The 24829-nt window shown below is 52.0% G+C and carries 18 protein-coding genes; 13 read left to right on the top strand and 5 right to left on the bottom strand.

The genetic code is table 11. The features are described 5' to 3' along the window. Positions 1–567 precede the first annotated feature (567 nt). Both ACTJK5_RS21300 and ACTJK5_RS21295 read left to right on the top strand, forming a co-directional pair. Positions 568–1122 (top strand): acyltransferase, encoded by a 555-nt coding sequence (locus ACTJK5_RS21300; RefSeq protein ID WP_440599449.1) that lies wholly within the window; start codon positions 568–570, stop codon positions 1120–1122. A 352-nt stretch (positions 1123–1474) separates the two neighbouring features. Continuing rightward, entirely contained in the window at positions 1475–2248 is a 774-nt protein-coding gene (locus ACTJK5_RS21295) for a class I SAM-dependent methyltransferase (RefSeq protein WP_113328072.1), read from the top strand. On the opposite strand, the gene ACTJK5_RS21290 is transcribed toward ACTJK5_RS21295, so the two are convergent. Genes ACTJK5_RS21290 through ACTJK5_RS21280 form a run of 3 tightly spaced genes read right to left on the bottom strand, consistent with a single transcriptional unit; the run spans position 2206 to position 5846 of the window. Next, on the bottom strand, positions 2206–3618 hold the full coding sequence (locus ACTJK5_RS21290; protein ID WP_440599448.1) for an O-antigen ligase family protein: 1413 nt from the start codon (positions 3616–3618) through the stop codon (positions 2206–2208). The two genes, ACTJK5_RS21295 and ACTJK5_RS21290, sit on opposite strands and share 43 nt — an antisense overlap. Further along, a complete protein-coding gene (locus ACTJK5_RS21285) occupies positions 3572–4720 on the bottom strand; it encodes a glycosyltransferase family 4 protein (protein ID WP_440599447.1) in 1149 nt (382 codons plus the stop codon). Before ACTJK5_RS21285 ends, ACTJK5_RS21290 begins: the two co-directional genes overlap by 47 nt. Further along, positions 4674–5846 carry a glycosyltransferase family 4 protein gene (locus ACTJK5_RS21280; RefSeq protein WP_440599450.1) on the bottom strand — a complete coding sequence of 391 codons (1173 nt, stop codon included), beginning with the start codon at positions 5844–5846 and terminating at the stop codon, positions 4674–4676. Before ACTJK5_RS21280 ends, ACTJK5_RS21285 begins: the two co-directional genes overlap by 47 nt. A 453-nt stretch (positions 5847–6299) precedes the next feature. Here ACTJK5_RS21280 and ACTJK5_RS21275 point away from each other — a divergent pair, with 453 nt between their 5' ends. From ACTJK5_RS21275 to ACTJK5_RS21230, 10 genes are all read left to right on the top strand, one after another. After that, positions 6300–7406, top strand: a complete 1107-nt coding sequence (locus tag ACTJK5_RS21275; protein ID WP_113226914.1) for a calcium-binding protein — start codon at positions 6300–6302, stop codon at positions 7404–7406. 120 nt (positions 7407–7526) lie between these two features. Further along, positions 7527–8789, top strand: coding sequence for a hypothetical protein (locus tag ACTJK5_RS21270; RefSeq protein ID WP_440613165.1), 1263 nt, complete (start codon positions 7527–7529; stop codon positions 8787–8789). Between the two features lie 12 nt (positions 8790–8801). Then, positions 8802–10250: a hypothetical protein gene (locus tag ACTJK5_RS21265; RefSeq protein ID WP_440613164.1), complete on the top strand. Its 1449-nt coding sequence runs from the start codon at positions 8802–8804 to the stop codon at positions 10248–10250. After that, the gene (locus ACTJK5_RS21260) at positions 10247–11656 is read left to right on the top strand and encodes a hypothetical protein (RefSeq protein WP_440599445.1); all 1410 of its coding nucleotides are present in this window, start codon (positions 10247–10249) and stop codon (positions 11654–11656) included. Before ACTJK5_RS21265 ends, ACTJK5_RS21260 begins: the two co-directional genes overlap by 4 nt. A gap of 645 nt (positions 11657–12301) precedes the next feature. After that, positions 12302–13510: a polysaccharide biosynthesis/export family protein gene (locus tag ACTJK5_RS21255; protein ID WP_062597538.1), complete on the top strand. Its 1209-nt coding sequence runs from the start codon at positions 12302–12304 to the stop codon at positions 13508–13510. Continuing rightward, positions 13470–14249 (top strand): hypothetical protein, encoded by a 780-nt coding sequence (locus tag ACTJK5_RS21250; RefSeq protein WP_156462176.1) that lies wholly within the window; start codon positions 13470–13472, stop codon positions 14247–14249. The genes ACTJK5_RS21255 and ACTJK5_RS21250 overlap by 41 nt, the downstream gene beginning before the upstream one ends. 37 nt (positions 14250–14286) lie before the next feature. Continuing rightward, on the top strand, positions 14287–16569 hold the full coding sequence (locus ACTJK5_RS21245) for a polysaccharide biosynthesis tyrosine autokinase (protein ID WP_245495202.1): 2283 nt from the start codon (positions 14287–14289) through the stop codon (positions 16567–16569). Positions 16570–16576: 7 nt separating this feature from the next. Then, the gene (locus ACTJK5_RS21240) at positions 16577–17275 is read left to right on the top strand and encodes a hypothetical protein (RefSeq protein ID WP_440613163.1); all 699 of its coding nucleotides are present in this window, start codon (positions 16577–16579) and stop codon (positions 17273–17275) included. A 76-nt stretch (positions 17276–17351) separates the two neighbouring features. Beyond that, positions 17352–17564 carry a KTSC domain-containing protein gene (locus tag ACTJK5_RS21235; RefSeq protein ID WP_062597541.1) on the top strand — a complete coding sequence of 71 codons (213 nt, stop codon included), beginning with the start codon at positions 17352–17354 and terminating at the stop codon, positions 17562–17564. A gap of 814 nt (positions 17565–18378) precedes the next feature. Next, positions 18379–18663, top strand: coding sequence for a transposase (locus ACTJK5_RS21230; protein ID WP_440599443.1), 285 nt, complete (start codon positions 18379–18381; stop codon positions 18661–18663). Positions 18664–18856: 193 nt separating this feature from the next. On the opposite strand, the gene ACTJK5_RS21225 is transcribed toward ACTJK5_RS21230, so the two are convergent. After that, a complete protein-coding gene (locus tag ACTJK5_RS21225) occupies positions 18857–20161 on the bottom strand; it encodes an HlyD family type I secretion periplasmic adaptor subunit (RefSeq protein ID WP_130977469.1) in 1305 nt (434 codons plus the stop codon). A gap of 3 nt (positions 20162–20164) precedes the next feature. Beyond that, complete coding sequence (locus tag ACTJK5_RS21220) at positions 20165–21934, bottom strand: type I secretion system permease/ATPase (RefSeq protein ID WP_440599442.1); 1770 nt, start codon at positions 21932–21934, stop codon at positions 20165–20167. A 1470-nt stretch (positions 21935–23404) separates the two neighbouring features. Here ACTJK5_RS21220 and ACTJK5_RS21215 point away from each other — a divergent pair. After that, on the top strand, positions 23405–24130 hold the full coding sequence (locus ACTJK5_RS21215) for a transglutaminase-like cysteine peptidase (protein WP_440599441.1): 726 nt from the start codon (positions 23405–23407) through the stop codon (positions 24128–24130). Positions 24131–24829: the final 699 nt, after the last annotated feature.

The raw sequence follows: 24829 nt of genomic DNA, 5'->3' as shown, positions 1-24829 counted from the left end.
TCGTCAGGCTCATAACCTGAAGGCCGCAGGTTCAAATCCTGCCCCCGCAACCAAAAAATTTTAAAAATTTCAATGTATCAAGCCCTCCCGAAAGGAGGGCTTTCTTGCGTTTTGGGCCTGGCGCGACGCTATCACGAAAAACCGTGGGCGGTTTGATGTAACAGTGCCCAGAAGTTCAATCTTGTTTTGAGTTCGCTCCGGCGGTTTTTAGTTGCTGTCTTTAGGGTGTTAGCCGTGGGTTGCGGCGCCAAGCCGTCCGGCGACTTGAACTCGCATCACGTATCTGATTGACAGCTCAGCGAACTTGAAGGATGTCAGCGACCAAGTCCAATATTGTTGATTATCGTTGTAATCGCTACGCCAGTTTGAGAGCGTTGATCAAGCGGGGGGCAGTGATGAGACAAGCTTTTCATTCAGGAGTACATCTAGCAATTACCGATTTGAGCTTTCGTTGAAGGCGTTCAGGGGCGGCTGAGCAGCTGCAATAGCTAGTTTCGACCGCAGTGGGATTGTAATCTCTTTGGCAAAGTGGTTTCTGAGCGCGACGCTGCTTGTTGGGGAAGTTTCGTGATTAAGAAAACGCTGAATAAAGCGATCGTGCATGGTCTCTACTATGTGAGTTGCCTCCTACCTCCTGATCCGGTGAGTAACCGGGCTCGAGCATACTTCTACAAGCTGAGCGGCGGACGGAGGTTTGGGAAGAATGTCGCTATCTTACCCTTCGTTTATATTAACAGTGGAAAGCTGACGCTCGGCGACAACGTCTATCTTAACCAACGTTGCTACATCGATCTCTCGGCAGAGGTCACAATTGGCGCTAACGTCAAGGTTGGGCCAGGTGTCAGCTTTGTCACTGCCAACCATGAGATAGGCGACAGCAGCACTCGATGTGGCAACGTCAAGCCCGCTCCGATTGTTGTCGGGGATGGTGCCTGGATCGGTGCCAATGCTGTCTTACTTGGCGGCTGCAAGATTGGCCGAGGAGCAATCGTTGCTGCCGGGGCAGTAGTCACCAAAGACGTTGCGCCGGACACAATGGTCGGCGGCGTGCCTGCTAGGCTAATTAGGGATCTGCAGCGAGAAAAGGATGCGATCGATATCTCTTCCCATCCAGCCCAATGAGATCACAACTCTACATGTGACGAAGCCCGAGTAACTGGGATCTGTGCAGCAGCGCGGATAGACACGCCCATTAAGCTGCGAGAATTGCCTCGCTGACTACGGATTTTCTACATGGGTGTCTGGATAGCAATTTATTGCTGCGTAAGTCTCTGATTGCACTTCCTAGAATCACAACCCTATTGGTGCGTGTTCTGGATGCGCCGGCGCGGGTTCCGTCAACAATCGACTTATGCTGGCAACAGTAATCGACAAATATTAGAGACTTGTGGGTTTCAACTCCAATAGTTCTTGCGCGAATCATCGATCAGTTCAACAACTTGTGAACTAGGGGTGAAAATTTTGGCTGGGGACTATGAACCGAAAGCTCGCTTATGAATTGCGAAGATATATTCCTGTCTCTATCGCTAACCGCCTTGCGCGCTATCGCAGGATGTTCCAGGTTCTCCGCGAGTTTAACGGCCGCCACAAGCGCGAGTGTCCTATTTGTGGATACAAGGGCTTCTTTTACGCGGTAGGAGTGCCACTCCGTTTCGACGCTGCGTGCTCGCAATGCAGTTCGGTTGAGCGCCACAGGCAGCATCATCTGTTGACCAAAAAGCACCCTGATTGGATTGATGGGGCGGAAATCCTGCATTTTGGTGCGGAGCGCTGCTTTGTCCCTGAATACAAGTCGCGAGCCTCTCGCTATGTCATGGCTGATGCGGTCCCGACTCGTGAGGAAACACAGGTCGATATCCAAAAAATCCAATATCCCGATAACACGTTTGATACCGTGATCTGCCATCAGATCCTGGAACACGTTGTAGACGACTCTGCTGCGATGCGAGAGCTTCATCGCGTAGTGCGGCCCTCTGGACGAGTGCTCTTAACCACGCCAGTCGTCACCAAGTGGAAGAGTTCACTGGTTGATATTGGCGCAAGTGATGCAAAAACGAGAGATTTACTGTTCGGTCAATCTGACCACCTCAGATACTACGGCGCTGATTTCAAGGATAGTCTCCAGCGGGTCGGCTTCGAGATCGATGAATATATTGCTCAAGAACCTGATGTTTCCAAATATAGTTTGGTGCGTGGTGAAACGATCTACGTAGCGACGAAGTCTGATCCGTCGTTACGCCCGCACTGAAGATTCTTTTTAGCAATTGAGGTCGATATCGCAATAATTGCTGCGAATAACCCTGATATCCCCGGAATCTCGAGCGAGAAATCGACGAAAGCATGTATGGCGACGAGAGCTAGCGAACTGATGCCCATCGCAACATAGGAACGTTGCCGCGGGGCTGCTTTAAGCGATGATATGAGAAGGAACGAGATCCAACCAATTGTCGCAACAATTAATACCGGTCCCATTACGCCAAGTTCAATCCAGGACTGTAAGTAGGTATTATGCGCTTTTTCCCAAATTCCTTGCAATCCGCATCTAGGATCGCGGTAAGGCGCAAAGACATCCCTGAATGTTCCAGCTCCGCTTCCCAGTATCATGTTTGCGTCGAGCGCGCGGAACATCCCCGGCAATGCGCACATGCGGGGCTCGCTCGATCCAATAGCCGTCGCCCGAAATACGACACGCTCGCCAATCAAGACGGTAGCTCCCACTGAAAGAACAGCAATAACTACGATCGAGCCGGCAATATGGCGCGCCAATTTTACTCCGGCATATCTCTGCTTTAATCTAAGCCACACGAGCAGAGATGCCAGCAGTAGTGCAGCGAAGATAGTCGACGCGATGGCGCCTCGCGATTTTGTCAGAAATAACGCTACAGTTAGTGCGCAAAACAAGATCATGTAAAAATAGATCTTAGTCATTGAGCGGTCGGTAGATTTTGGCATAAACAGCACACCAGCGAAAATATCGCGGCTGCGAAAGTCACGGCACGCAGACCAAAGCTGCCGCACAACAAGTATGATCGTAAGCCCGACAAGAGTACCAGCACTATTTCGATTGATCAATGTTGCTGTGAAACTGTCGATATAAGCCTGTTTTTCGACTGTCAGAACGTATCCTGGGCTCAAAAGGAACTGAACAAACGACACCATGACAAGAGCGCTGCAACCTAACGTCAGCATGACGTTGAATTCTCTTGCATCAGTCTCTGTTTGTAAAACGACGACACCCGTCAAATAGATCAAGACCGGATACGCTAAGAATTGTACGGCGAAAATTGAATCGCTTGGTTGGACGGAGATCGTCCCAGAGCTTCCAGGTATGCCAAAATTTAGTAGTCCCGCTTGGATGAGAATCCATGCGATTGCAATACAGAGATAGCTTGATGCTACGATGACGGGGCTAGTACTCCGGCTCGGGATTCCTCGCAGACAAACGGCAAGAATGAGCAATATCGATATCGCGCAGCATGCGGTTGAAAGGGCGAAAGGACGCGCGGAGCCGAAAGCGACTATCCCTAACAGGATGATGGCGGTGTAAGCCGCCGACAGGAGAGAGGCCAATTTAAAGTGGCGACTTAACCACTTCGGTGGCCGAGGCATGTTGGCCATCGAGAAGCTCGCGATAGAGATGATGCACCGTTGTGTGGAGTTTGTGTTTACTAAAGTTCTTATTGATATGGTCGCGACCGGCGGTCATCATCGAACTAATCCTGGCCTCGTCAGAGATAATCGTTCGTATCGCGCTTTTGAAACCCTCTGCGTCTGTCGCTATGAAGCCAGTGACGCCATCAAGCACCATTTCCGTTGTGCCGCCCGTTGGTGTCGCGATCACTGGAAGCCCCATCGACATAGGCTCTAAAATCGTTCTGGCCAGTGGTTCCGCTGCCTGGGCAGGCGCGCAAATGACGTCCAAATTCTGATAGACAGCCTCTGGATCAGTGAAAAATCCCTCGAATGTGACATTCCGTGTCAAATCCAAAGCAGCGACCTGCGACTTGATTTCCGCCTCGTACTCAGGAGACTCAGCAGCGAACTTTCCACGGACAAACAGATGCGTCTCTAATCCCTCAGAATTTGATTGCTTCACCCAGTTAAGAAGTGTGTGGAGCCCCTTATGAGGATGAATGCGGCCGATGAAACCAACCCTCACCGGCGTACCGGGAGATAACGCAATTTGCGGACGCGGGTCGATGCCGTTAAATATAACTCTTCCATTGCTGGGAAGCTTCTCGTCTGGATAGCAAGCCCGAGAAACAAAAACCGCCCTCGACGCAAGTTTGGTGAGAAGTCGCCATACGGCCTTTTCTTGCGCCGTATAGGCGATGTCCCGAAAGTGCATGACAAGCTTTGGCGACTTGCCAAATTTCGTCAGCAGGGCGATCGAGTGAGCCTTGAGGCCATTCGTGTGAACGATATCAATGTTGTGACGCAAGGCGGTGGACCGCAGATCTCTCGAAGCACGCCAAGCGTCGGAAAGCGCCTTAAGTCCGTGCCATACTTTAAATGGCCGACGTACGTGATGAACAGAGCCAAAGTCGATGACCTCAACCGGAATACTCATGGCCCGCGCTCGCACGGCCAACTCCCCCTCTTCAGGGACAGCCAAAACCGGGTCGATATTCGGGTTTGCTAGAAGATCGAAAAGAGACCGTTCGGCGCCCCCCTTAAAATCTGGAACTGGCGAAAGATAGAGCGCTTTGATCTTCTGCATCTGGCAAGCCTAAATTCGGGAAATAATCCGCAACGAGGGTGGTAATGCCGCTTCTAAAACGTTGAGCGGAAAAATTCTCTGCATTCTTGACGCAATTCTCGACCGTAATTTCCGATCGATGATTTTCGAACTGCTTTACCGCGGCAATGATTGCATCGACTGTCTGTTCGTGAAAGTGGACTCCAGTGGGAGAAGCCTTATCCAAGCCTCTCACAGTTTCGAAAGTGCCGCCTTTCGAGAAAGCTATGACTGGCGTGCCGCAAGCTTGAGCTTCTACGGGGACAATTCCGAAGTCTTCCTCGGCCGCAAAAACAAACGCTTTCGCCTGAGCTATCTTCGATCGCAGCACGTCGCTGGTTTGGTATCCCATCAGCGTGACATTGCCGCTCGCGGCCTTACGAGCCTTCTCATAATCCGGACCCTCGCCAATAACGACAAGGTGCTTATCTGGCATCTGGGCGAAAGCTTCGATGATCAAAGGAATCTTCTTGTAAGGCACCATTCGGGATGCCGTAATATAATAATCCTGCTTTTCATAATGGGGTTTGAAAAAACGAAGATCTACCGGAGGATTGACGACCTTTGCTTCGAGGCCATAGGTCTTCTTAATTCGTCGAGCTACGAACGCTGAATTGGCAATCATTAGGTCGGGTCCGTGGGCGGTTCTTATGTCCCACATCCGTAAATAATGAAGTAGTATGCGAGCAATCCCCGATTTGATGCCTCTCTCCATCCGAGCTTCCTTGAGGTAAACCGCTTGCTGGTCCCAAGCATACCGCATCGGCGAGTGGACATAAGAGATGTGGATCTGTTGCGGCCCAGTTATTATCCCTTTGGCAACTGAACTCGAAGATGAGATCACGAGGTCAAAAGCAGAAAAATCGAACTGCTCAATAGCAAGGGGCATAATTCCAATGTACTGCCGGTGTTTGGTCCGCACCATGGGCATCTTCTGAAGGAAGCTCGTATGTATCTTCTTTGCCTCCAAGAAGCCCCTGTCCGCCTCCGGCAGAAAATCGATGAGGGTGAACAGCTCTGCCTGAGGGAAAATCTCGAATAGCTCCGCCAATACCTTTTCTGCCCCACCCATGACGTAGAGCCAGTCATGTACGATCGCGACTTTCAAGTTAGTATCCTTCCGGCAGGCGAATTGTTCGGGGCGAAGAGAAATCTGCGCCATTTCGATATTGTTAATCCCGAGAGTGCAGCGCAAAAAACAAATAAAGCGGCGCGGGCTAACATGCAAGGCTGTTTCGCCGGACTCACTGGATTATGCAATTTTAAGTTAAATCAATTAAACCGCCGTGCAAAATTAGATCGCAGAATCCCTTGAATCTTTAAGAAAAGTCATGATGGCAGGGAATATTGCTAACATTCTCAAAAATATTCAATTTTACCTTTTTTTCGAGAGCGGAAACTCCGCACTGGGCGATTTGAGCGTTAATTATAAAGTAAGTCTTCTGCGATTACTAGTTGACCATAGGTTAATGAAAAGTTAAATAGTTTCAGAACAGTTAATTTAGACGTGTTCGCTAATTAAAAATAGAGAGCTAGTTAACTTAAAAGAGAGGATTGCGACATGGTTTCGACCATAGCTGATATTGACGTCACGAAGATCGCGGCGGACGGCCAGGGGAACATCAATGGCTCCAGCAAAGATGATCTCCTGTTCATGAGTGGTGCTGGAATTGCGCAGGCCGGCGACGGCAACGACATCGTTTTCGGCGGCACTGGCAATGACACCCTGCGTGGGGACGCCGGGGACGACCTTCTCTACGGCGGCGCTGGCAATGACACGCTTAATGGTGGCGTAGGCGACGATATCCTTCTCGGCGGAGAAGGAAACGATGTACTGTTTGGCGGAGTCGGAAACGACATCCTTTCAGGTGGCAACGGTGCCGACAAGTTCTTCTTTGAAGCAAATGCCGGTAACGATCGCATCACCGATTTGAATTTTGGTGAAGGCGATGTCATCACATTTGCCGTCGGCACCTTGACCGAGATGGGAAACAAGCAGCTGACGATTTCTTCGCAGTCTGACCTGATGGCATTCCTCGGCCGCACCGATGTTTCGTCTGAGGTGAAGGGAAGCGATCTCGTCATCAAGTACGGCCCGAATGGTGACACCCTGACGTTGCAAGGCTTCGGCGACCAGTCGGCTGCCGGTGCTCATATCAACGGCAATTCCGCGGATAACACAATCTTCGGCGGCCAGAACGGCAACCTGATCAATGCCGGTAACGGCGACGATACGGTTTTTGCAGGCGCCGGTGGAACGAAGATTAGCGGCGGAGCAGATCATGATCTCATCGTGGGCGGTGCAGGGAATGACATTCTCGGCGGCCAGGGTGGCGACGACATGATCTTCGGCGGTGCCGGCAACGATGAAATCTCCGGGGGAACCGGTAACGATATCCTGACCGGCGGCAGCGGCAACGACACGTTCAACTTCAAGTTCGGCGACGGTAAAGACACAATCGCCGACTTCTCCGCTGGCGACAAGATCAATCTTTACGACGGGTATGTAGCTGGACAGGCAGTAGCTACGGTCAGCTCTGTCGATGATCTGCATGCTCTCGTCAATTCCGGCTCTGCGACGTATGATACCAATGGCGACTCGGTAACGTTCCACTTTGCCGGTGGCGATATCAAGTTCATCGGTATCGATTGGACGACGCCCGTATAATTGAGAAACTGAGAATGGCCGGCTCAAGCCGGCCATTCTCAATCAATTGGTTTGCTTGTTTGACTCTCAAATTGACAATAATAGATCTTCATGCAACAGCTCAAATACCCGGAGAGTTGAATGAAGCTTGTCTATCGTTGGCCTACGTTTTTTGAGCGATTAATTTATTACTTTCTTCTGCCAGATCTGATGGCAAAGATTGTGTATGAGATTATTCTGAAAGTCCCTGCAATTACTGTAAATCAGCCGAAGCAATTCGTGTTTTACGGACTTGTAGCGCTAGAGTACTTGATAATAGCCTTTCGCTACAAAACGTTTAGGCCTGCCTTGGCGCAGGTTAGTCCTATATGCATCATGCTAATAGTTATGATGTTTCACGGCATAGTTATTGGGCTATGGTGGGGAAACTCTATCTCTCGCATGGTGATCGATACGGTAAACGTCTTTGTAGTCTTTGCCAACGTTGTCATTCTCTCAGACCCACGCAAGATTGCGGATACTGCATTTGACCGCATCTTCTTCGTGAACCGCGTATATGCGGTCGTAATGGTCGCTCTTTCTGCCGTTGCTCTGGTTGTAAATCCCTCTTCCGTCATTTCCCTGGGAGGCTCGACTGCAACTGCGATCTCCGTGTCACTGATATTCACCGAGATCTACTTGATGCGCTCGCTGTCGGGCAGAGCGATATTGCGAGGGACGGTTGGATTGCTGATGCTCGCTGCGACCGTTCAGGGCTGGAATAGAACAACACTTGTATTTGTGGCCGCCGCAGTGCTCATCCTTTTCGCGAGAAAGGTTGGGCAGATGCCTTTCAAAATCACCTACTTGTCGATGGCATCAGTTATGGTGGCCGCCGTCGCTTTAGCCGCCCTCCCGGAGGATAGTGCCCTCTCTCGTCGACTTGCGGGCCTTGAGGACGTCGATCTGTCAGCCCGTACTGGCTCGATCGGCGAACGTGAAGCAGAGTCCGACGCAGTAGGAGACAAAATTGCCGCGCTTGGACCAACCGGCAGGATTTTCGGCGCAGGTCATGGCGCGTCGTACGATGTGAAATATACGTGGGAATGGAAACTGGACTATTCTAATGCACATTATGGTTGGGTTCTATTTTATCTTCGATACGGGACCTTAGGCTACGTGTATTTAGGGCTTTGGATTTTCACCTTAATGATTTCGATCTTGAGAACATGGCGGTCAGGAAATCCAGCATCAATTTTTGTGTGCTTGCTGTCTATATGGAACGTCGGCTACCTCGGGACCTACGGCTATTTCTCCTTCTTTATCGCGGGCGTGCCTTTCGTTAGGCCCGCCTCTAGAGCCCAGAGGCGGGCGACCTTCAGTGTGACGGAGGGATCGCGTCGAGATCCTGTGCCGATCGCCTAGCAGAGAATGAAGATGGCCGCACGACGCAAAACCGCGATACTCCTTCCACTGGCACTTCTGCTGGCGAATTTCCTCAATATGGTGGGTATCGTTGTTCTTCCCAAGATCATCGACCCCAGCCAGTTTGCTCTCTTCAGCCTCGCCTCATCTTCAGGCCTTTTCCTCATCGCTGTCCTCTACGAATGGAATCGCATTACGATAATGCGATACAGCGTTGCCGTTGATCCCGAGGAGATGAGCCGTCGTAGGTCAGTATTGAAGCGCGCCAATATCGTTACCAGCATAGTTCTGCTCGTGATCAGCATTGTTGCCTACAGTTTTAGCAGTAACTGGTATGCGCTTGTTTTTAGTATGGCGTGCCTCTTCGCGGTATCCCAAGCTATGTTTGAAGCTCGCCAGGCGTTTTTTCGAGCAGACTTTCTGGACCGGAATTATGCTGTAAGCCTTGTCTCCAGAGCTCTTCTGGGGTTCTCTCTTTTATGCGCGATAGGGTATTTATCCAACGACGCTTTTTTCGTGATGTGCGGATGGGCGGCGTCCTACGTGGTGGTCCTGTTTTTTACCCGATCGCTTGCAGGAAAATCGGTCCCGCAGCCTACGGATTGGAAAACTCTCAGGTTCTTACTTGGTTTCGGGGTCGGGGTTGCAATGGCTGCGATCGCCAACACGCTGCTATCTCCGCTTGTGCGTCTTCTTGCTGCAGAGTTCATCACACTTTCGGACAGCGGAAAACTCATGCTCGCGATGGATATTTCACAGAAAATAGTCGGGGTAATCGGCGTCAGTATCAACATTCTAACTCTGCAAGCCACTTTCCGTGCGCGCGAGTTTGGGGAGCATGAGGTTGTCAGGCAGCGCATCGGCATGCAGCTTTCAGTGGTGGTAGCTACAATCTTGCCGGCCGTAGTTGGGTTCATCGCGGTACAAGACGGATTTACTTTCATCTTCATTCCCGATGCCTACCGCGATGTTTTTCTTCCAAACATCGCGTGGTGCATGGTTGCGGCTGGGTTGCTCGGATTTCGAGCTTTCGCACTCGACAGTATATTTATCGTTCTTGGTAGACCGTATACTGGACTGGTAGGGCCGCTCGTTACGGCCGCGGTTACGATTGCGTCCGTTTTTGCGCTTACTTCATTAGAAAATCCGTCAGCACTTCTATTTTCGAAAGCTCTCTGTTTCGGGGTCTTAGCGGGATCGATCTCGTCAATCATCGTTGCTCGGCGCTTGTTCCATTTCTCTTCGGATTTGCCAAGCCTCATTCGAATCACGGTCGCGGCAATCACCATGTATGCTTCGATCCAGCTAGTTCGTTTTGATAACGCAATAGTCGACTTCGCGGCATCGGTCGCCTTAGGTGCCTTCGTCTACGGCGGCATACTTCTCGCCTCAAATGCCTTCGGTTCGCATAAACTTCTACGTCTAGCCCTAGCCCGGCTGAAAAGAGGAAACGTTACATGAGAAAGTTGTTCGCAGTCGCGTTTGCTCTAGGGCTCGGATATTCCAGCTGGGCACAGAGTTCAGACGGTGGGAAAGCGGGTTCGGAGTTTTTCGGTGTCGTGAGCCATTTCTTACACACCAGGCAAATCTACACAGATAAAGATGACAGTTGGTCGCTAACCCGGACCGCCCCACTTCAAGCTAGACTGGGAAATCCTTGGGTTACCGAGCAAATCTATGCATTGACGGCAAAGAGCCGAGCTCTCGTCGATGACGGCACAGCGAACAATGCCGATAAGTACAGAATATCCGAACGACGGAAACTGATAGACAAGTGGTTGTCAAACTACGACGAGGCCGGAACCAAGGTTCTGCTGACAGTGATGGCTGCTGCCCCTCGGGCGAAGAATTCCGATAAAATCAATGACGACTTCGGCAATTGGATTGCAGAACTTGTGTCGAGGCATAAGTCGATCAAAGTCGTACAACTTCATAACGAGCCAAATTTACGTTCGTTTTGGCCTGACAGTGCCGCTGACTATGTCGAGCTCTACCGTGGAATTGCGGGAAAGATAAAACAACAGAACCCGCAGGTCGCTATAACGGTCGGCGCGATATCGAGCCTTTCTTGGGAGCCGGGTCGAAAATGGCTTCGGGAGGCTATAAGCGCTGGCTTGCTGGAATTTGCCGACGGAGTTTCCGTTCATCCCTACAATCTCAAGGAAGCTCCAGAAATTGATCCGCACCTTAAGAGGGGCTCTCAAAAGGGCAGTCTCCGCGAAGGAATGCTGGCATTTTGGAAGGAGATGAAGGCCGCTTCCCCTGCAGGGAAAAATTTGAAAATTTACCTCACGGAGCTTGGATATTCCAGCGCCCCTAATGGTATAGCAGGAATTGGAAGCGAGGATCTACAGGCCAAATACTTGGCCCGATTGATGATGCTTCATCTAGACTTCAAAATACGTGACGGAATACCAACCGAAGCGGTCTTTTGGTACGATCTGAAAAACGACGGCGCAGATGCGAGCAATCAGGAGCACAATTTCGGACTTGTCTCTGCCGATTTGAAGCGTGAGAAGCCCGCCTTCGACGTCTATCGTCGAATTATGGAGGCATTGCCAGATGTCTCTGAGCTAAAACCGAGCAACGTGACACTCACGCCTGACGCCTCAGATGTACAGGTTCACCCGTGGGTCGATGCCAAAGGTAGGACCATAGTTGCCATCTGGCGCACAGGGCCATCGAAAGAGCCGGTTAATTTCGTACTCACCTCTACCGCAGGAGTTCAGTCCAATACTGGAGATAGTTTGGATGTCGTCTCGGGCGTGAAATCCAAACTAGAATTGAAGTCTGCTGCCGGTGGTCAGGCATTTACGCTTGAAGATCTTTCCGATGTAAAACTTGTCACTTTCAGCAATGGTTCGTGAACCGACTTTCTTTCGGTTCGTTGGCTCATTGATGTTTCGTGTCCTGAAGAAGGGAGCGGAAACGCCCTAAGCGACGAGGTAATTCTGCAACGTATTCGCTTGGGAAAGCCACGGCCTTTGGAGGAACCGGTGCCGAGTGGAGCGCAGCAACGGAGACGCTTGGATACCCTCATAGTCGATCTCCACTGACGAATCAGCGCAGCCGTGCTTTCGGGTTTCGGGACTGCATGTAGATACCCAGTGGCGAAAACATCCCTGCACGAGGCTTAGATTTGAAGAGCGAGACGCGTCCTTAATGCGTCTAGAAGGACGCGCGGCGCTCTAAGTTCGGTCGCTCGATGAAGAAACGGACCCGATGACACTGGCCCGGTTCGAGCGGTATCGAGGCGTAACGTCGGACTTTTCAAGATGACGGAAGCCGCGAAGCGTACGGTGCCTATTACCGGTCTCTACCGCCATTTGTTCGCTAAGCTTCGTATAATTTATGTAATACATACAACTGCCGAAGGCATCTCATCGAAACGAAAGAATCATTGTGTCCCCATAGACACATCCCTCTGATTATTGCCGAGGCTTATAATTAACTCCTTTTACAATAATCTGATCTATGTAATTCATGATCAATAACAATCCCACTGTTCGAGAATGAATTTGGCTAAATTTCTATTGCTAGCACTATTTGCATCAACGGCCGCATTGTCCGGATGCACGGCGTTACCTCGATCTGGGCCCGACGATGCTGCCGTTGAAAAGCAGGCGTCTGTCCGCGTGACGACTGAAGGTCGAAAAGTGGGAATCGACTACATTCTCGTTGATATCAACAAGACAATTTTGCCAAGTTTCCAGCAGCCGGCCGCGACGTCGATTCGTGATAGTTTCGGTGGCGGGCGCGGCGGTCCGCCTGATGTACCTCTCGGTATTGGTGATACCGTCCAGGTCTCCATTTTCGAAGCTCAGGCAGGTGGATTGTTCATTCCGACCGAAGCGGGTAGCCGTCCCGGAAACTACATCACATTGCCTTCTCAATCGATCGACAGAAGTGGAACACTTACGGTTCCGTATGCCGGACGAATCGTCGCGGCAGGACGACCGAAAGAGCAAGTCGAGCGGGAAATTGAAGAGAAGCTCTCAAACCGCGCGATCGAGCCGCAGGTCGTTATAACGACAGTCAACGGCCGATCGAGTGAGGTTGCAGTCCTGGGTGATGTCGCCAAGGCCGGTAAGTTTGAGGTGACATCGGCTGGGGAACGCGTTCTTGACCTGATTTCGGAAGCTGGGGGCATCAGTGCGCCGAGTATCGAAACCTATGTGACCCTCCAGCGCCGCGGGAAATCGGGGACAATTTCTTACGACAAGCTGCAAACAACGCCAGCTGAGAATATATATGCGTCTCCAGGCGACACTATCCTCGTGAATCGCGAGCGGCGGACCTACACCGTATATGGTGCTGCGGGCCTGAATGGCCGTTTCGATTTCGAAGAAACGAAACTTACTTTGGGTGAGGCGCTTGGGAAGGCTGGCGGCCTGTTGGACGCACGTGCCGATCCAGGCCAGGTCTTTCTCTATCGGAAGGTTTCTCGTAAGACGATGCAAGCGCTTAGCATAGACACCAGCCGCTTCGTTGGAGAAGATATACCTGTGATCTTCCGCGCAAACATGCGTGACCCGGGATCGTTCTTCGCCGTCCAACAATTCGCGATGCAGGACAAGGATATTATCTACATCTCGAATGCGGACTCTGTTGAAGTCGTCAAGTTCCTGAACGTCCTCAATTCGGTTACATCCAACACCTCGGGTGCTGTGACCGACGCAGTTGACGGACGTGACGCTGCCAAGAGAATTTTCCGCAATTAACCGTTTAACTCTTAATCCTAAAGCAAAGCCTGCTGGGCTTGCTTGTGCGACATTCTGGACGTATTGTATTTCCAGAAAAACCACGATGGTGATAGATAGTATGAGTAGATTAACGGTAGGTTCGGTTTTATTGGCATTGGCAATTATTGCGCCGGGTCAAGTATTCGCGCAATCTCATGCGGCTGGCTGTTTTATCGCTCCAGCTAAGGCAGGCGACGACGTGATCGGCGCTTTTTTGGGTGCGCCAGCGGAGATGGTCACCGTCTATCCTAGCGGCGGTTTCGAAATGGTAAGTCGCGTGCGCGCTCTCGCGGGCTCTAGTGCCGACGTGCTCGACCCGATGATTGGTCTTGTGCCGCAGTTCAATGCGACACAGAAGGCGGCATTGGGTACAGGGTTGGCGCGGGTTGCGCGCGCCTGTGCGGCTTCGACTCCTGAATACGCTCAGACAATTCAAGAAAAGGTTGCTGCTGCAAATTCGCCTGAGGTCACGACGGCATTCCTTTCTGCTTTGAATGAAGTGCAGACAGCGGCACTTGGCGCCGGCGCTGGCGGGGGTGCTGGGGGCGCAGCAGCCGGTGTTGGAGGCGGCGCTGCAGGCGACAGTTCAGGCGGTCTCGGAGGAGACAGCTCAACTGCGCAGACGGCTGGGGACTTCACGACCGGTTCGCGGTCCCGCAGGCTCGTGACCAACATCACAAACATTACAAACGAAGTTAACGGCACTAGCCCCTTCTAAGCAGCGGGCTGCCATCTGTCGCCACTTGGAGTATCCTGTGCAGTCACCCAATAGTAAATCGGGCTCGCAATTTGTATGGGAGGACAACGGGCCGCTTGTCAGTTCAATTGACCTTGATCGCGCATTCGCGATCATTCGGCGGCAATGGAGAGTGGTAGCGGGTATCACGCTGATTTCCATGCTACTGGGCTGCGCCTATGTCATTACTGCGGTTCCTCGTTATACTGCTACAGCCAGTGTGCTCATCGGCGGTTCGCCGGAAGGTCTCGTGACGAGGCTTTCGATGGACCAGGCCGCGGCAGATGATGATGCGACTATCTTGAGCCAAATCGAGATTTTGAAATCTGACACGATCGGCTTGGCCGTCGTCAATAAGTTGTCGCTTTCGACAAATGGCGAGTTCATGGCCTCTTCGGGAGGCGCGGTCGACACGCTGAAGCGTGCGTTCAACGTGCTCCTGGACTTGCCCTCTCTGTTTGTGAGTTCCGACCTGGCGCAGACTGACGAAGAAGAGGCCAGCCGCGATGCATTAAACGTCCTGCAGAGCAATATGACCATTGCGCGCGTGGGAAAGTCTTACGTCTTGGACGTCAGCTTCACCTCACCGAACCGGGAGATGTCCGCGACGGTGGCGAATGCGATTGCCGACATCTACATCAACGACAAGCTCGAGGCCAAGTATGAGGCGACGCGTCGCGCCAGTGAATGGTTGCAAACGCGCATCGACGAACTCAAGCAAAAGGCTCTGGAAAGCGATCTGGCGGTTCAGAAATACCGTGCTGAAAACAACCTTTTGGCGACAGGGAACGGCCTTCTCGCTGATCAGCAGCTTGCACAATTGAATAGTGCTATGATTGTTGCGCAAGCGGATACTTCGAAAGCCCAAGCGAAATATAATCATATCCAGGAAATACTGAAGTCTGGTCAGTCCGATGCTATCGTACCCGAGGTGCTTGAAAGCTCGGTGTCCAACGAACTCCGCCAAAAGTATCTTGCAGCGTCTAAGCTCGAAGCTGATATCTCTTCGCGGCTGGGTCCGAACCATATTCGTGCGGTTCGCCTTCGCGAAGAGATGGCAGAGTACCGCCGCCTGATGTTCGAAGAGCTAAACCGTATTTCGGAAAGCTATAAAAACGAGCTCGATGTGGCTCGTTCTCGTGAGAAGTCACTTGCCGATAGCGTCACTAGTGCCAAGACTGAAAGTGCATCGGCGGGGCAGAGCAGCGTACAGCTGCGTGAATTGGAACGTTCAGCGGAAACATATAGAAATCTCTATCAGACATTCCTTCAGCGATACCAAGAAGCGATCCAGCAACAGTCATTCCCCATAACAGAAGCGCGTATCATAACCCGCCCGGTTAAGCCGCAACGCCCCAGCTATCCACGAAAGTTGATGGTCATTGCACTTTTTGGCATCTTTGGTGCTGCGCTTGGGTCTGGATTTGCTGGCATCCGTGAAATGCGCGACCGTTTTTTCCGGACGGGAGAGCAAATTCGGGACGAAGTTAATCTGGAGTATTTGGGCTCCCTTCCGCGGCTCGAAGACAAGCCTCTCGGCTTGACGGTTATCGATAATACAAAGAAACGAAATCTGCAGAAGACTGGGACACTTGCCAGTTACGCCATCGATCACCCTCTCTCGGTGTTTGCCGAGACACTTCGCAGTGCCAAAATGTCGATTGACATGCGAAAGGCCGGTGAAGGTGGCCGTGTCGTCGGAATCGCATCGACCCTCCCAGGAGAAGGGAAGTCCACCGTCGCGCTCAATCTCGCTGAATTGGCGGCGTCTCAAGGTTCCCGGGTGCTGCTGATCGACTGCGATTTCCGGAATCCAGGAGCAACGAAAGCCGCTGGATCGCATGCTGAGGTCGGGCTTTTGGAGGTATTGATTTCCGGTGCACGGCTTCAGGACGTCATCCTTCAAAGCGAAAAAACTGGTCTTTCGTTTGTGCCTGCTGTTGTTCGGCACCGAGTACCGAACTCATCCGAACTACTGTCTTCGCGAATGATGCGTAACGTTCTGGATCTCGCTCGTTCTAAGTTTGACTATGTCATTCTTGACTTGCCACCTTTGGCGCCCGTTGTTGATGCACGTGGTATTGAACCGCTCATCGATGACTTTGTGTTTGTCATCGAATGGGGCAGGATTTCTCGACGGATTGTTTCGACGACCTTGGGCAGAGACGAAGAGATCCGTTCAAAATGCGTTGGCGCCATATTGAACAAGGTTGATACGAAGAAAATGAAACTCTACGAGACGCATGGCTCGGAGGCGTATTATATGTCGCGATATACGTCCTACTATTCCGAGGCGAGCTGAGGTTAGAGTGAAGCTGCTGTCCGGTGCACTTGTTTTAATTGCAGCAACGTTGGTTTTTGCTATCGCGGCGAATGAACTTGCCAGGACGCTCCGATATGTCGACCTTGTGTATGTGAACGAGAAGTTCGAGGGCAGGGGCGAACGTGCCAACTCCATCATTCACGAATACGCATCCGTAGCCGAGAAAGTGTCGATGCGTGGCGAGTGCCGCTCGGATATCTTAGATGCTGCGGTCGGTGTCGTTCTTGCGGATCTTGATCGGCTAAACCCTGATACAGATTACGAACGATGGGTGGAGTCGGCAGCTCGCGCGCAAAACGTGGTCGAACATGCTGTACGCTGTGCACCGTTCGTCTCCGATTATTCACTCAGGCTTGCTATGATCAAGAGAGCTGCGGGTGAGGAGGCTAGCCAGCAAGCTACTTTGATGTCCAGGGCTGTAGAGCTTGATCCCGCGAGCATGCGTGGTTTGCGCAGTCGATTTGCGCAATGGCGAAAGCTGGATGCGGCCAGTCTCATGGCAGCAGAGCCCGCTCTCACGAGAGACCTCACTACCCTGTTGGGTTACGCATCGCCCGCGACAGTTCGCGAGCTGCTGAAGCAGCCGAGCCCCACGCTATCTAGTTATATCTTTAGCGTTACCATGCATCTTCCAGAAGAACGTCGTCAGAGACTGGAGCGGTGGAAAGTGTTACCGAAAACTTAAACGCATGCGCTCAGTTTGCTTGACTTTTTTGCGATGCAACGTAACCTATGCTGCATAGCAAACAGGAGGCTGTCTCATGAAAGTACTTCTGAAGTCGAAGTTGATTGAAGGCGTAGACTATGATGAGAGCGCGAACCGCCTAAAAATCTTTCTCACAAACGGTCAACGCCGCGAATATTGTGATGTGCCGCGTGACGTCTATGAAGGTTTCGTAGACGCAGAGTCACCCGGTAGTTACTATGTTAGACAGGTGAGGGGCAATTTCTCCCACAACGTTCAACACCAGTGAGATGAATTAGAGCATCGATCGACTAAGCTTAATCGCATGGATTCCATTTTGGACAATCTCTGATTCCCTTTAAATGGGGGATCGTCACGGGGTCGGTTTCATTCGTTTGATATTTGCGCACGTGTTGTGGCGGTAGGTAACTGCCGCCAGTCGTGTCGGTCTGCGGCACGGCAGTTCCGCGTCAGCGAGATCGCTGCGATCAAACTTGTTCGGCGTCATGCGGTGAGCGGCATGATCGAGCCGTTGGGGTAGGGGTGCCCGCCGGGCAGCGGAGAGCTTTCTCCCTATCGATCTTTGCTGATCGCCAAGGTCGAGCGCAAGCCCGACATCACTATGCCGGAACTGACTGACAAGCTTGATGAAGCGTGGCGTGCGGGTTCCGCCTCGTCGCTGTCGCAAGGCCTGCTGGCTCAAGTGTTCACATAAAAGCGCCCTGATGGCATCGGAACGCGCACGCACGACGGTGCAGCTGGGGGTCGTGGTGTCTCGACTGCCAAACGTCCGCCTGGGATGAGACTGGAGCCGCATTGTGGTGTTTTCAGTGACGAAACATCGTGAACGCCAAGATAGTCCAGTTGCGCTGTCGCTGCCACGTTGGCGTTTAGACGCGCCGTTCGGACAGTGGGGAAGACGTCAAAGCCGCCACAGCAAACTCAAAGCTGGATGAACCTTGGGGCAACGTCACACAGACCTTCATTGCCGCACTGCGCTATCACGGCCTGACTGCGCCATGATTATCCATCACCCCAAGAGCCGCGTCTTGTTTGACAGCTGCATCCAGACCTGACTTGTACCAGCGCTTGAGCGAGGCGACGTGGTCTTCATCGACACCCTCACGGTTTACAAAAGCGCCAAGGCGGCACAGGCGCTGACAGAAAAAGGCGCATGGTTTCTGTTCCTGCCGCCCTGCAGTCCAAATCTCAATCCCATTGAGATGGCGTTCTCCAAGATCACGGCCCACCTGCGCACCGCAGCCGCAAGGACCTTCAAGGCCCTTGCAAATGTTCTCGCATCAATCTGCATCTCTTCGACGGAGCCGAGTGTTGGAGCTATCTCAAAGCCGCGGGCTATGCATCCGATTAAACGCGCGGTGCTTTAGACATTTCAATCGGCTCACTCGACTCCGGTGCCAACGCTCTTGCGGTAGCGTGCACTTGGCCCGTCAAGTATATCCTTTTCATTGGAAGGTCGCACCGGTGCAAGCGCACTCACCCGAGCCTCGAATAACGTACTCAAGGCAAGGTACGCCTTGGCGTGCAACGAGTTTTGTGTTGGGCTCGATCTCTACGCAGTCACTCTTCCCGGAAGGCGTGTTTCATTTGATCGGTAAGTGGTTTAGCGAAGTAGGACAGCGCCTGCCGATCGGCAGTTTTGATAAATACTTCCGCAGGCATGCCGGGATAAAGGCTCTTGCCGTTCAGGTTCTCAAGGCTCTCGATGTTCGGAACAACGCGGACTGCGTAGTAAGATTGCCCACTCTTCTGATCTATGATGATGTCTGGCGAGACCGAAGTGACGTTACCGGTGACTTCTGGAGTGGTTTTTTGGTCGAACGCAGTGAATCGGATATCTACCTGTTGGCCGAGCGTGATTTGGTCAATACTGCGGGCAGCAATGCGGGCCTCAACTGTGAGTGCTCGCTGGTCAGGTGCCAAAAGCATAAGAGGTTCGCCAGGATTTATAACGCCACCAACAGTGTGAACGGCCAGCTGGTATATTTTACCATCTAACGGCGCTCTGATATCAAGACGTCTCAGCTGATCTTTACCCGCCACCTGTCGCTCTTCGAACTCAGCAATTTTCCCTTCTGTATCGGCAAGGTCTTTGGCAATCTCGGATCGTCTATCCTCATCCAACTGGAGAATTTGAAGGTCGATTTCACTGATTTTGCCTTGGGCTTGAGCGCGGGAGGCGAGGCGTTCTCCGCGGTTGCCACTCAGCTCAACCTTCTGCCGACGCAGACTGTTCACCTTCTGCAGCGTAACCAGCTTTTGCCTGTACAATTCTTCCGAAGCGTCTAGTTCCTGGCCAACAAGTTTTGCGCCATCATCGATCGACTGGAGTTGTATCGTATCTCCCTCGATCTCGGCAGAGAGCTGGTTCTTTCGTTCCTCCAACTGTCGACGCATGCCAGCGAGCGAAGCAACGCGGCTGGTAAAAAGCCGTACCTCTCCTTCTACCAAGTTTAGATCTGCATCGGGCTCAAGACCGTTCAAGTCAACATCGTTTACGGTAAACTCGGTGGCGCCACTGCGTTCTGCGATAAGTCTACTACGCCGCGCATACAACTGAGCCAAACTACTATTGATGATGCCCAGGCTCGCTCTGATGGAGGTCGCGTCAAGCCTTAAGAGGAGATCGCCTGCTTGAACGTGATCGCCTTCCTTAACGACCAATTCGGAGACGATCCCCCCGGTCAAGTGTTGGATTTTTTTGACATTCTCATCGATGATGACCATACCGTCTCCGACCACGGCGCCGGAAAGCGATGCCGTCGCAGCCCACCCGCCAATGCCGAAGACCAACACTGCGCCGAGAAGCCCCACTATCAAGACATGACGCTTTATTGAGGTCAGGGAGTTCGTGTTGTCATTCATGAGTTAAGCCTCTGATCCATCAACGACCTTCAATGTAGGTGCGCGCTCCAGCGTTACTGGCCGTTCCTGCTTCTGAAGTATCGAATTGATCACGTCTTCTTTTCTTCCGAAAAGCTGCATCTGACCGTCTTTTACCATCATCACGTGGTCGACGCCGGCAAGTGCGCTCGGACGATGGGCGATGACGATCGCTATCCCGCCGCGGGCACGTACGCTGAGAATTGCAGCAGTCACCGCTGCCTCACCATCTGCGTCCAGGTTCGAGTTCGGTTCGTCGAGAACAACTAAGAACGGATCACCGTAAAGCGCGCGAGCCAGACCCAAGCGTTGACGTTGCCCTGCCGACAGCATGTTTCCGCCGGTGCCTATTTCCGTCTCGTAACCTCGGGGGAGTTTTAAGATCAACTCATGGACACCAGCAGCGGTTGCCGCGGCGATGATGGCAGAAGGGTCAGCATCCCGACGGAACCGGGAAATATTCTCCGATACCGTCCCTGAGAAAAGCTCAATGTCCTGAGGCAAATATCCGATATGAGACCCAAGCTCGACGTCGCTCCATTGATTGAGCGCAGCGCCGTCAAGACGAATATTCCCACGATAGATTGGCCAAACGCCAGTCAGAGCTCTAGCAAGAGATGATTTTCCCGAAGCACTTGGCCCTACTATCCCCACAGCACTGCCGGCGTTAAGTCTGAAGTCAACCCCTGCAATCAGCGCTTGGGATTGCCCAGGTGCGCCGCTGACAAGGTTGTCTACGGACAGTGATCGGCGAGGAGACGGTAGCAGCATGGGGAAAGGCGCGGCGGGGAATGCCTTTAACAGCTCTTTCATACGCCGCCAGGCCTGCAGGGTGGCCGCATAGGCTCGAGCGTTGGCAATTGCCTGCTCGACGGGAGCCAGCGCGCGCGAGGTGAGGATCGATGACGCGATAATTATACCGCCCGATGCTTGGTTCTCAATCACGAGAACGGCGCCGGCTGCGAGTACAGCAGATTGAAGCACCATTCTGAAAATCTTTGAAACGGTCGCGTAGGAATTCGCCACATCTGAATTTTTGCGGTAAGCCGCCCGGTAGGCATCATTTTGCGAAACCCATCGATTGGCGAGCGTATCGGCCATTCCCAAAGCTGTGACGATCTCCGCATTTCTTTGAGCCGCCTGGATATCGGAGGTTCGCCTGTTGCTGAGATCATGTATTTTCTGTGCGGATTTCTGCGTGCTTTTGTTCGCTACCAGCGTCAATAATGCCAGGATGATGCCGCCGACAATTGTCATCGCACCGATAAGGGGGTGGAAGAGAAAGCAGATCGCAACGTAGAACGGGATCCAGGGCAAGTCGAAGATGATCGTCGGGCCCGAACCGCTTAAAAATGTTCTAAGCTGATCAAAGTCCCGAAGAAGCTGCAGTCCGTCGCCGCCGGACCGTAGTTTAAGTGCGCTTCGAACAGTCGTGCTGAATATGGCCCTAGCCATCATCTCGTCGAAAACGCCGCTGATGCGAACCAGAATTCGATTACGAGCAATCTCGAACGCCGCGTGGAAGGCGTACAGCATCAGGGCAAGCACACCAAGCGCCACGAGTGAGGCAATGCTCCTGCTTGGGATAACTCGATCATAGACTTGCAGCATGAAAAATGACGCAGTGAGGTATAGGATGTTGACCAGAGCGCTGGCAACTCCCACTGCAACGACACCAGGTCGACATTTTTTTATAATCTCAGCTATAGGATCGGTATAGTCCGATGTATTGCTTCGAGAATTAAGTGTTTTCACGCCAACCTCGCGACGGCACGATAGCTATGCTACTAACAATGTACCAACAAGCTAAAAGGTAATAGGTATGCTTATTGCTGTTCATAACTGAAAGTTATAATATTATCCACAAAACAAAATGTTGTGACCGAAATAAATATGGTTTTGGTAAATCGGCATGAGTGCAACGTTCTTCCGTGGATAAAACCGTTTCGCGACTATCTGTCTTAAGTTATTCGACGGCACTATTTTTCGCCGGCAGCAGTAGCCAGGGCGGTGGCGGGAACATCGGAATCCGGGATGCGCTGGGTTTAGGTTTATACTTCTGTCGACCTCGTCAAAATTTCTGTCTGGCAATCCTTCGTATTGTAACTGGCGTAACGAAAAAGTCTTTAGCCTGACGCTTCGCCGCAGTGCTCTCTCCGCCGTCACTTCGGGATCATATGCGAACGGTTGCAACTTTAATTTCGACGTCGGATAAAGATCGACATCTACCGAGTTTCGACGGACCGCAAAAACGTCACATATACTGGGCTCGAGCAGTTATTATCGTAAAAAGTGGCGCCACGCTATTGATTACATAAGGTACGTTAGTTGGACTGCCGTCAGTGAAGGAGTCCTCTTCTTTTTAAAGGCATATACTACCGACACACCGCGTTCCCGTAAGAGTCGACGACACAGCTGCGATGCGTAGCCCCCGAATTTCCTGACTTAGCCCCATTAGGATCGCGAGGAAGGGGACGAACCAGTCTTGGAGAGATTTGTCCAGGCTGAGGCGGAACATCGAAATTTTGGTTGCCGTAAGTGCCGGTAACGCCTCCATCGAGGCTCTTTTGTTCCTCATAGTTTGGGTATTGCTGCTGTTGCGCGGCTGCGCTTCCAAATAAGAGGCAAGACCAGACAATCCCTGGAACGAGTATACTGACAACTTTTACCAACTGCATGCTTGATCCTGTCCGGGTTGCTAGGCCACGTGTGATGAGCTTTGTGCCAATCGAGCATTTCCAGCTTCTCAAACGCGTAGCTTAGCGCCATCTATCCAAATAGAAAATTCACTATATTGTGGTTTAAAAAGGGTGGAGCCTCCCCAATATAGCCCTCTATCGAAATGAATACACGAATTTGCTCTCGTGAATAGGATTTACGGACGGCCGCCGTGCGTGACGACAGAGACGAGCAATCGCCAGGCGAAGTTTCGAAGACAGGCATGCCTGCTCCTCAAGCAAGGATAAACTACCGATACAACGCAGCCATAAGGAACAGAGCGTTTCCGCCACTGCTAAATGGCACCTGAGTGTCGGCAAGTGCGTATCAATCCGTCAGGAACATTGTGAATGAAGTATAATCAGCGAGCCGTTCTAAGAGTGTAACCACGATGGCGAAGAACATAATTCCCAAAAAAAACGCATTTCCATAAAATTTGAACATTTCTCACCACCAAATCTGCAGAAGGCGTGCGGTACTTCTTGCGACATAACAGCGAGGTGTTCCATGTCTCTGCCAGTGATGTCGAAGAAAATCCGGTCAAATTTTTGTGTGCTCGTTAGCGCCGTAATTGCGTTCTCATCAGCGCCGGAAGTTGCAAGGGCATTCGGGCCCTCCGGCGTACCTAAAGAGTTTGGCTCTGATGTTGTTCGAATGCTCGAACAGGAGGGGACATTGGCGCCCTTCGCGAGTGTCGTGTTCTGCATGAAGGCGCCAGAACAATGCCGAAAGGTTGGCGGTCAGAGCATAATGGATCTGGATGCGGAGCGCGGAGCGCAGCTGTCGAGGGTAAATTCGACTGTCAACAGATCCATCCGGCCTGTTAACGACCGATCGGGTACGGACGACTGGGAAGTAGATGTCAAAAGCGGCGATTGCGAGGATTTTGCGCTGACAAAGCGCAAACAGCTTATCGAGCTTGGCTGGTCGTCCTCGAGTTTGCGTATTGCTGTGGCGCTAACCTCCAGCGGTGAAGGGCATGCGGTCCTTATCGCAAAGACATCCGCCGGTGACCTCGTGCTCGATAACCGCACGAGTGCGATCATGGACTGGCGTAAAACCGACCTGAGGTTCCTGAAAGTGCAGTCGCGGGACAATCCCAAGCAATGGCAGAATGTTGGTCAAAAAGCTAAGCTGGTCGCCTCTGCGCCCAAGAAAGTTCGCACTGTGACAGCGACGCTCAGGAGAGCGGATCCAGTGCTTCGCCAAGCATCTGATATCGGCAATTATTGACTTTTGCTATTCTCAGGTAGCTGGTCATAGCGGCCTACACCGGTGCATGCCGATCGGCGCTCTGCAACCAGTGCGGCCTGCCCATCAGAAACGGGCAGTTAAAAAACTGGCGGATGACAGACGGTAACTATTTCGGTGCGAGGGACGTAACGATACTCAACGATGAGGTCGCCGCATTCAAGGGCCTTACGACGTTCGACGTAAGTGGCTCTCACTGGACGCTCGTATCGGACATATTCTCGTTTTCGCTGCGGCTCGTAATTTTGGATCATGTCGGCGGATACCGCAGGAAACGGAAGCAAGGCAGAAAGGCTCAAAATGCAGATGGTGCGCAATCGCATAATTTTCCCCGTGAGCTAGAATAACGAAATGATTTTAAATGAGTTTGATTTGCGTATCGGTGTACGAGTCAATTTTTGAGCGTGCGGTTTGTTCCACGTCGCTCGCTTCGACAATCCAATTTTTACGGCTTGAGTGAGCGTTTTTCGCGTTCTCGCTCAGGCGGCGTAGGTCAAAAGCCGCTTCAGCCGGGCCAGCGAGCCAAGATTGCCTTGGATCAAGTTGATTGCGAGATCCTGCTACGCGCGCCTGCTAAATCGATTTTCAAACCTATCTTCGCACAGAGTCGCGACTTGAATCCTGCGGCGGTCGAAACGCGTGGTAGCCTAAACCCGTTTGCGTCGTGGCACGCTGAAGCCC

It is taken from the genome of Agrobacterium sp. 22094 (genome assembly GCF_052046015.1).
GTDB classification, from domain to species: Bacteria; Pseudomonadota; Alphaproteobacteria; order Rhizobiales; family Rhizobiaceae; genus Agrobacterium; species Agrobacterium cavarae.
This window is presented reverse-complemented; position numbering and strand designations above follow the sequence as displayed.

What these genes read in the sequence shown, in the direction of transcription:
- ACTJK5_RS21275 (WP_113226914.1), top strand. Translation starts at nt 6,300, where the DNA reads ATGGTTTCGACCATAGCTGATATTGACGTCACGAAGATCGCGGCGGAC.
- ACTJK5_RS21260 (WP_440599445.1), top strand. Translation starts at nt 10,247, where the DNA reads ATGAGAAAGTTGTTCGCAGTCGCGTTTGCTCTAGGGCTCGGATATTCC.
- ACTJK5_RS21215 (WP_440599441.1), top strand. Translation starts at nt 23,405, where the DNA reads ATGTCTCTGCCAGTGATGTCGAAGAAAATCCGGTCAAATTTTTGTGTG.
- ACTJK5_RS21265 (WP_440613164.1), top strand. Translation starts at nt 8,802, where the DNA reads ATGGCCGCACGACGCAAAACCGCGATACTCCTTCCACTGGCACTTCTG.
- ACTJK5_RS21290 (WP_440599448.1), bottom strand. Translation starts at nt 3,618, where the DNA reads ATGGCCAACATGCCTCGGCCACCGAAGTGGTTAAGTCGCCACTTTAAA.
- ACTJK5_RS21255 (WP_062597538.1), top strand. Translation starts at nt 12,302, where the DNA reads ATGAATTTGGCTAAATTTCTATTGCTAGCACTATTTGCATCAACGGCC.
- ACTJK5_RS21295 (WP_113328072.1), top strand. Translation starts at nt 1,475, where the DNA reads ATGAACCGAAAGCTCGCTTATGAATTGCGAAGATATATTCCTGTCTCT.
- ACTJK5_RS21270 (WP_440613165.1), top strand. Translation starts at nt 7,527, where the DNA reads ATGAAGCTTGTCTATCGTTGGCCTACGTTTTTTGAGCGATTAATTTAT.
- ACTJK5_RS21225 (WP_130977469.1), bottom strand. Translation starts at nt 20,161, where the DNA reads ATGAATGACAACACGAACTCCCTGACCTCAATAAAGCGTCATGTCTTG.
- ACTJK5_RS21235 (WP_062597541.1), top strand. Translation starts at nt 17,352, where the DNA reads ATGAAAGTACTTCTGAAGTCGAAGTTGATTGAAGGCGTAGACTATGAT.
- ACTJK5_RS21285 (WP_440599447.1), bottom strand. Translation starts at nt 4,720, where the DNA reads ATGCAGAAGATCAAAGCGCTCTATCTTTCGCCAGTTCCAGATTTTAAG.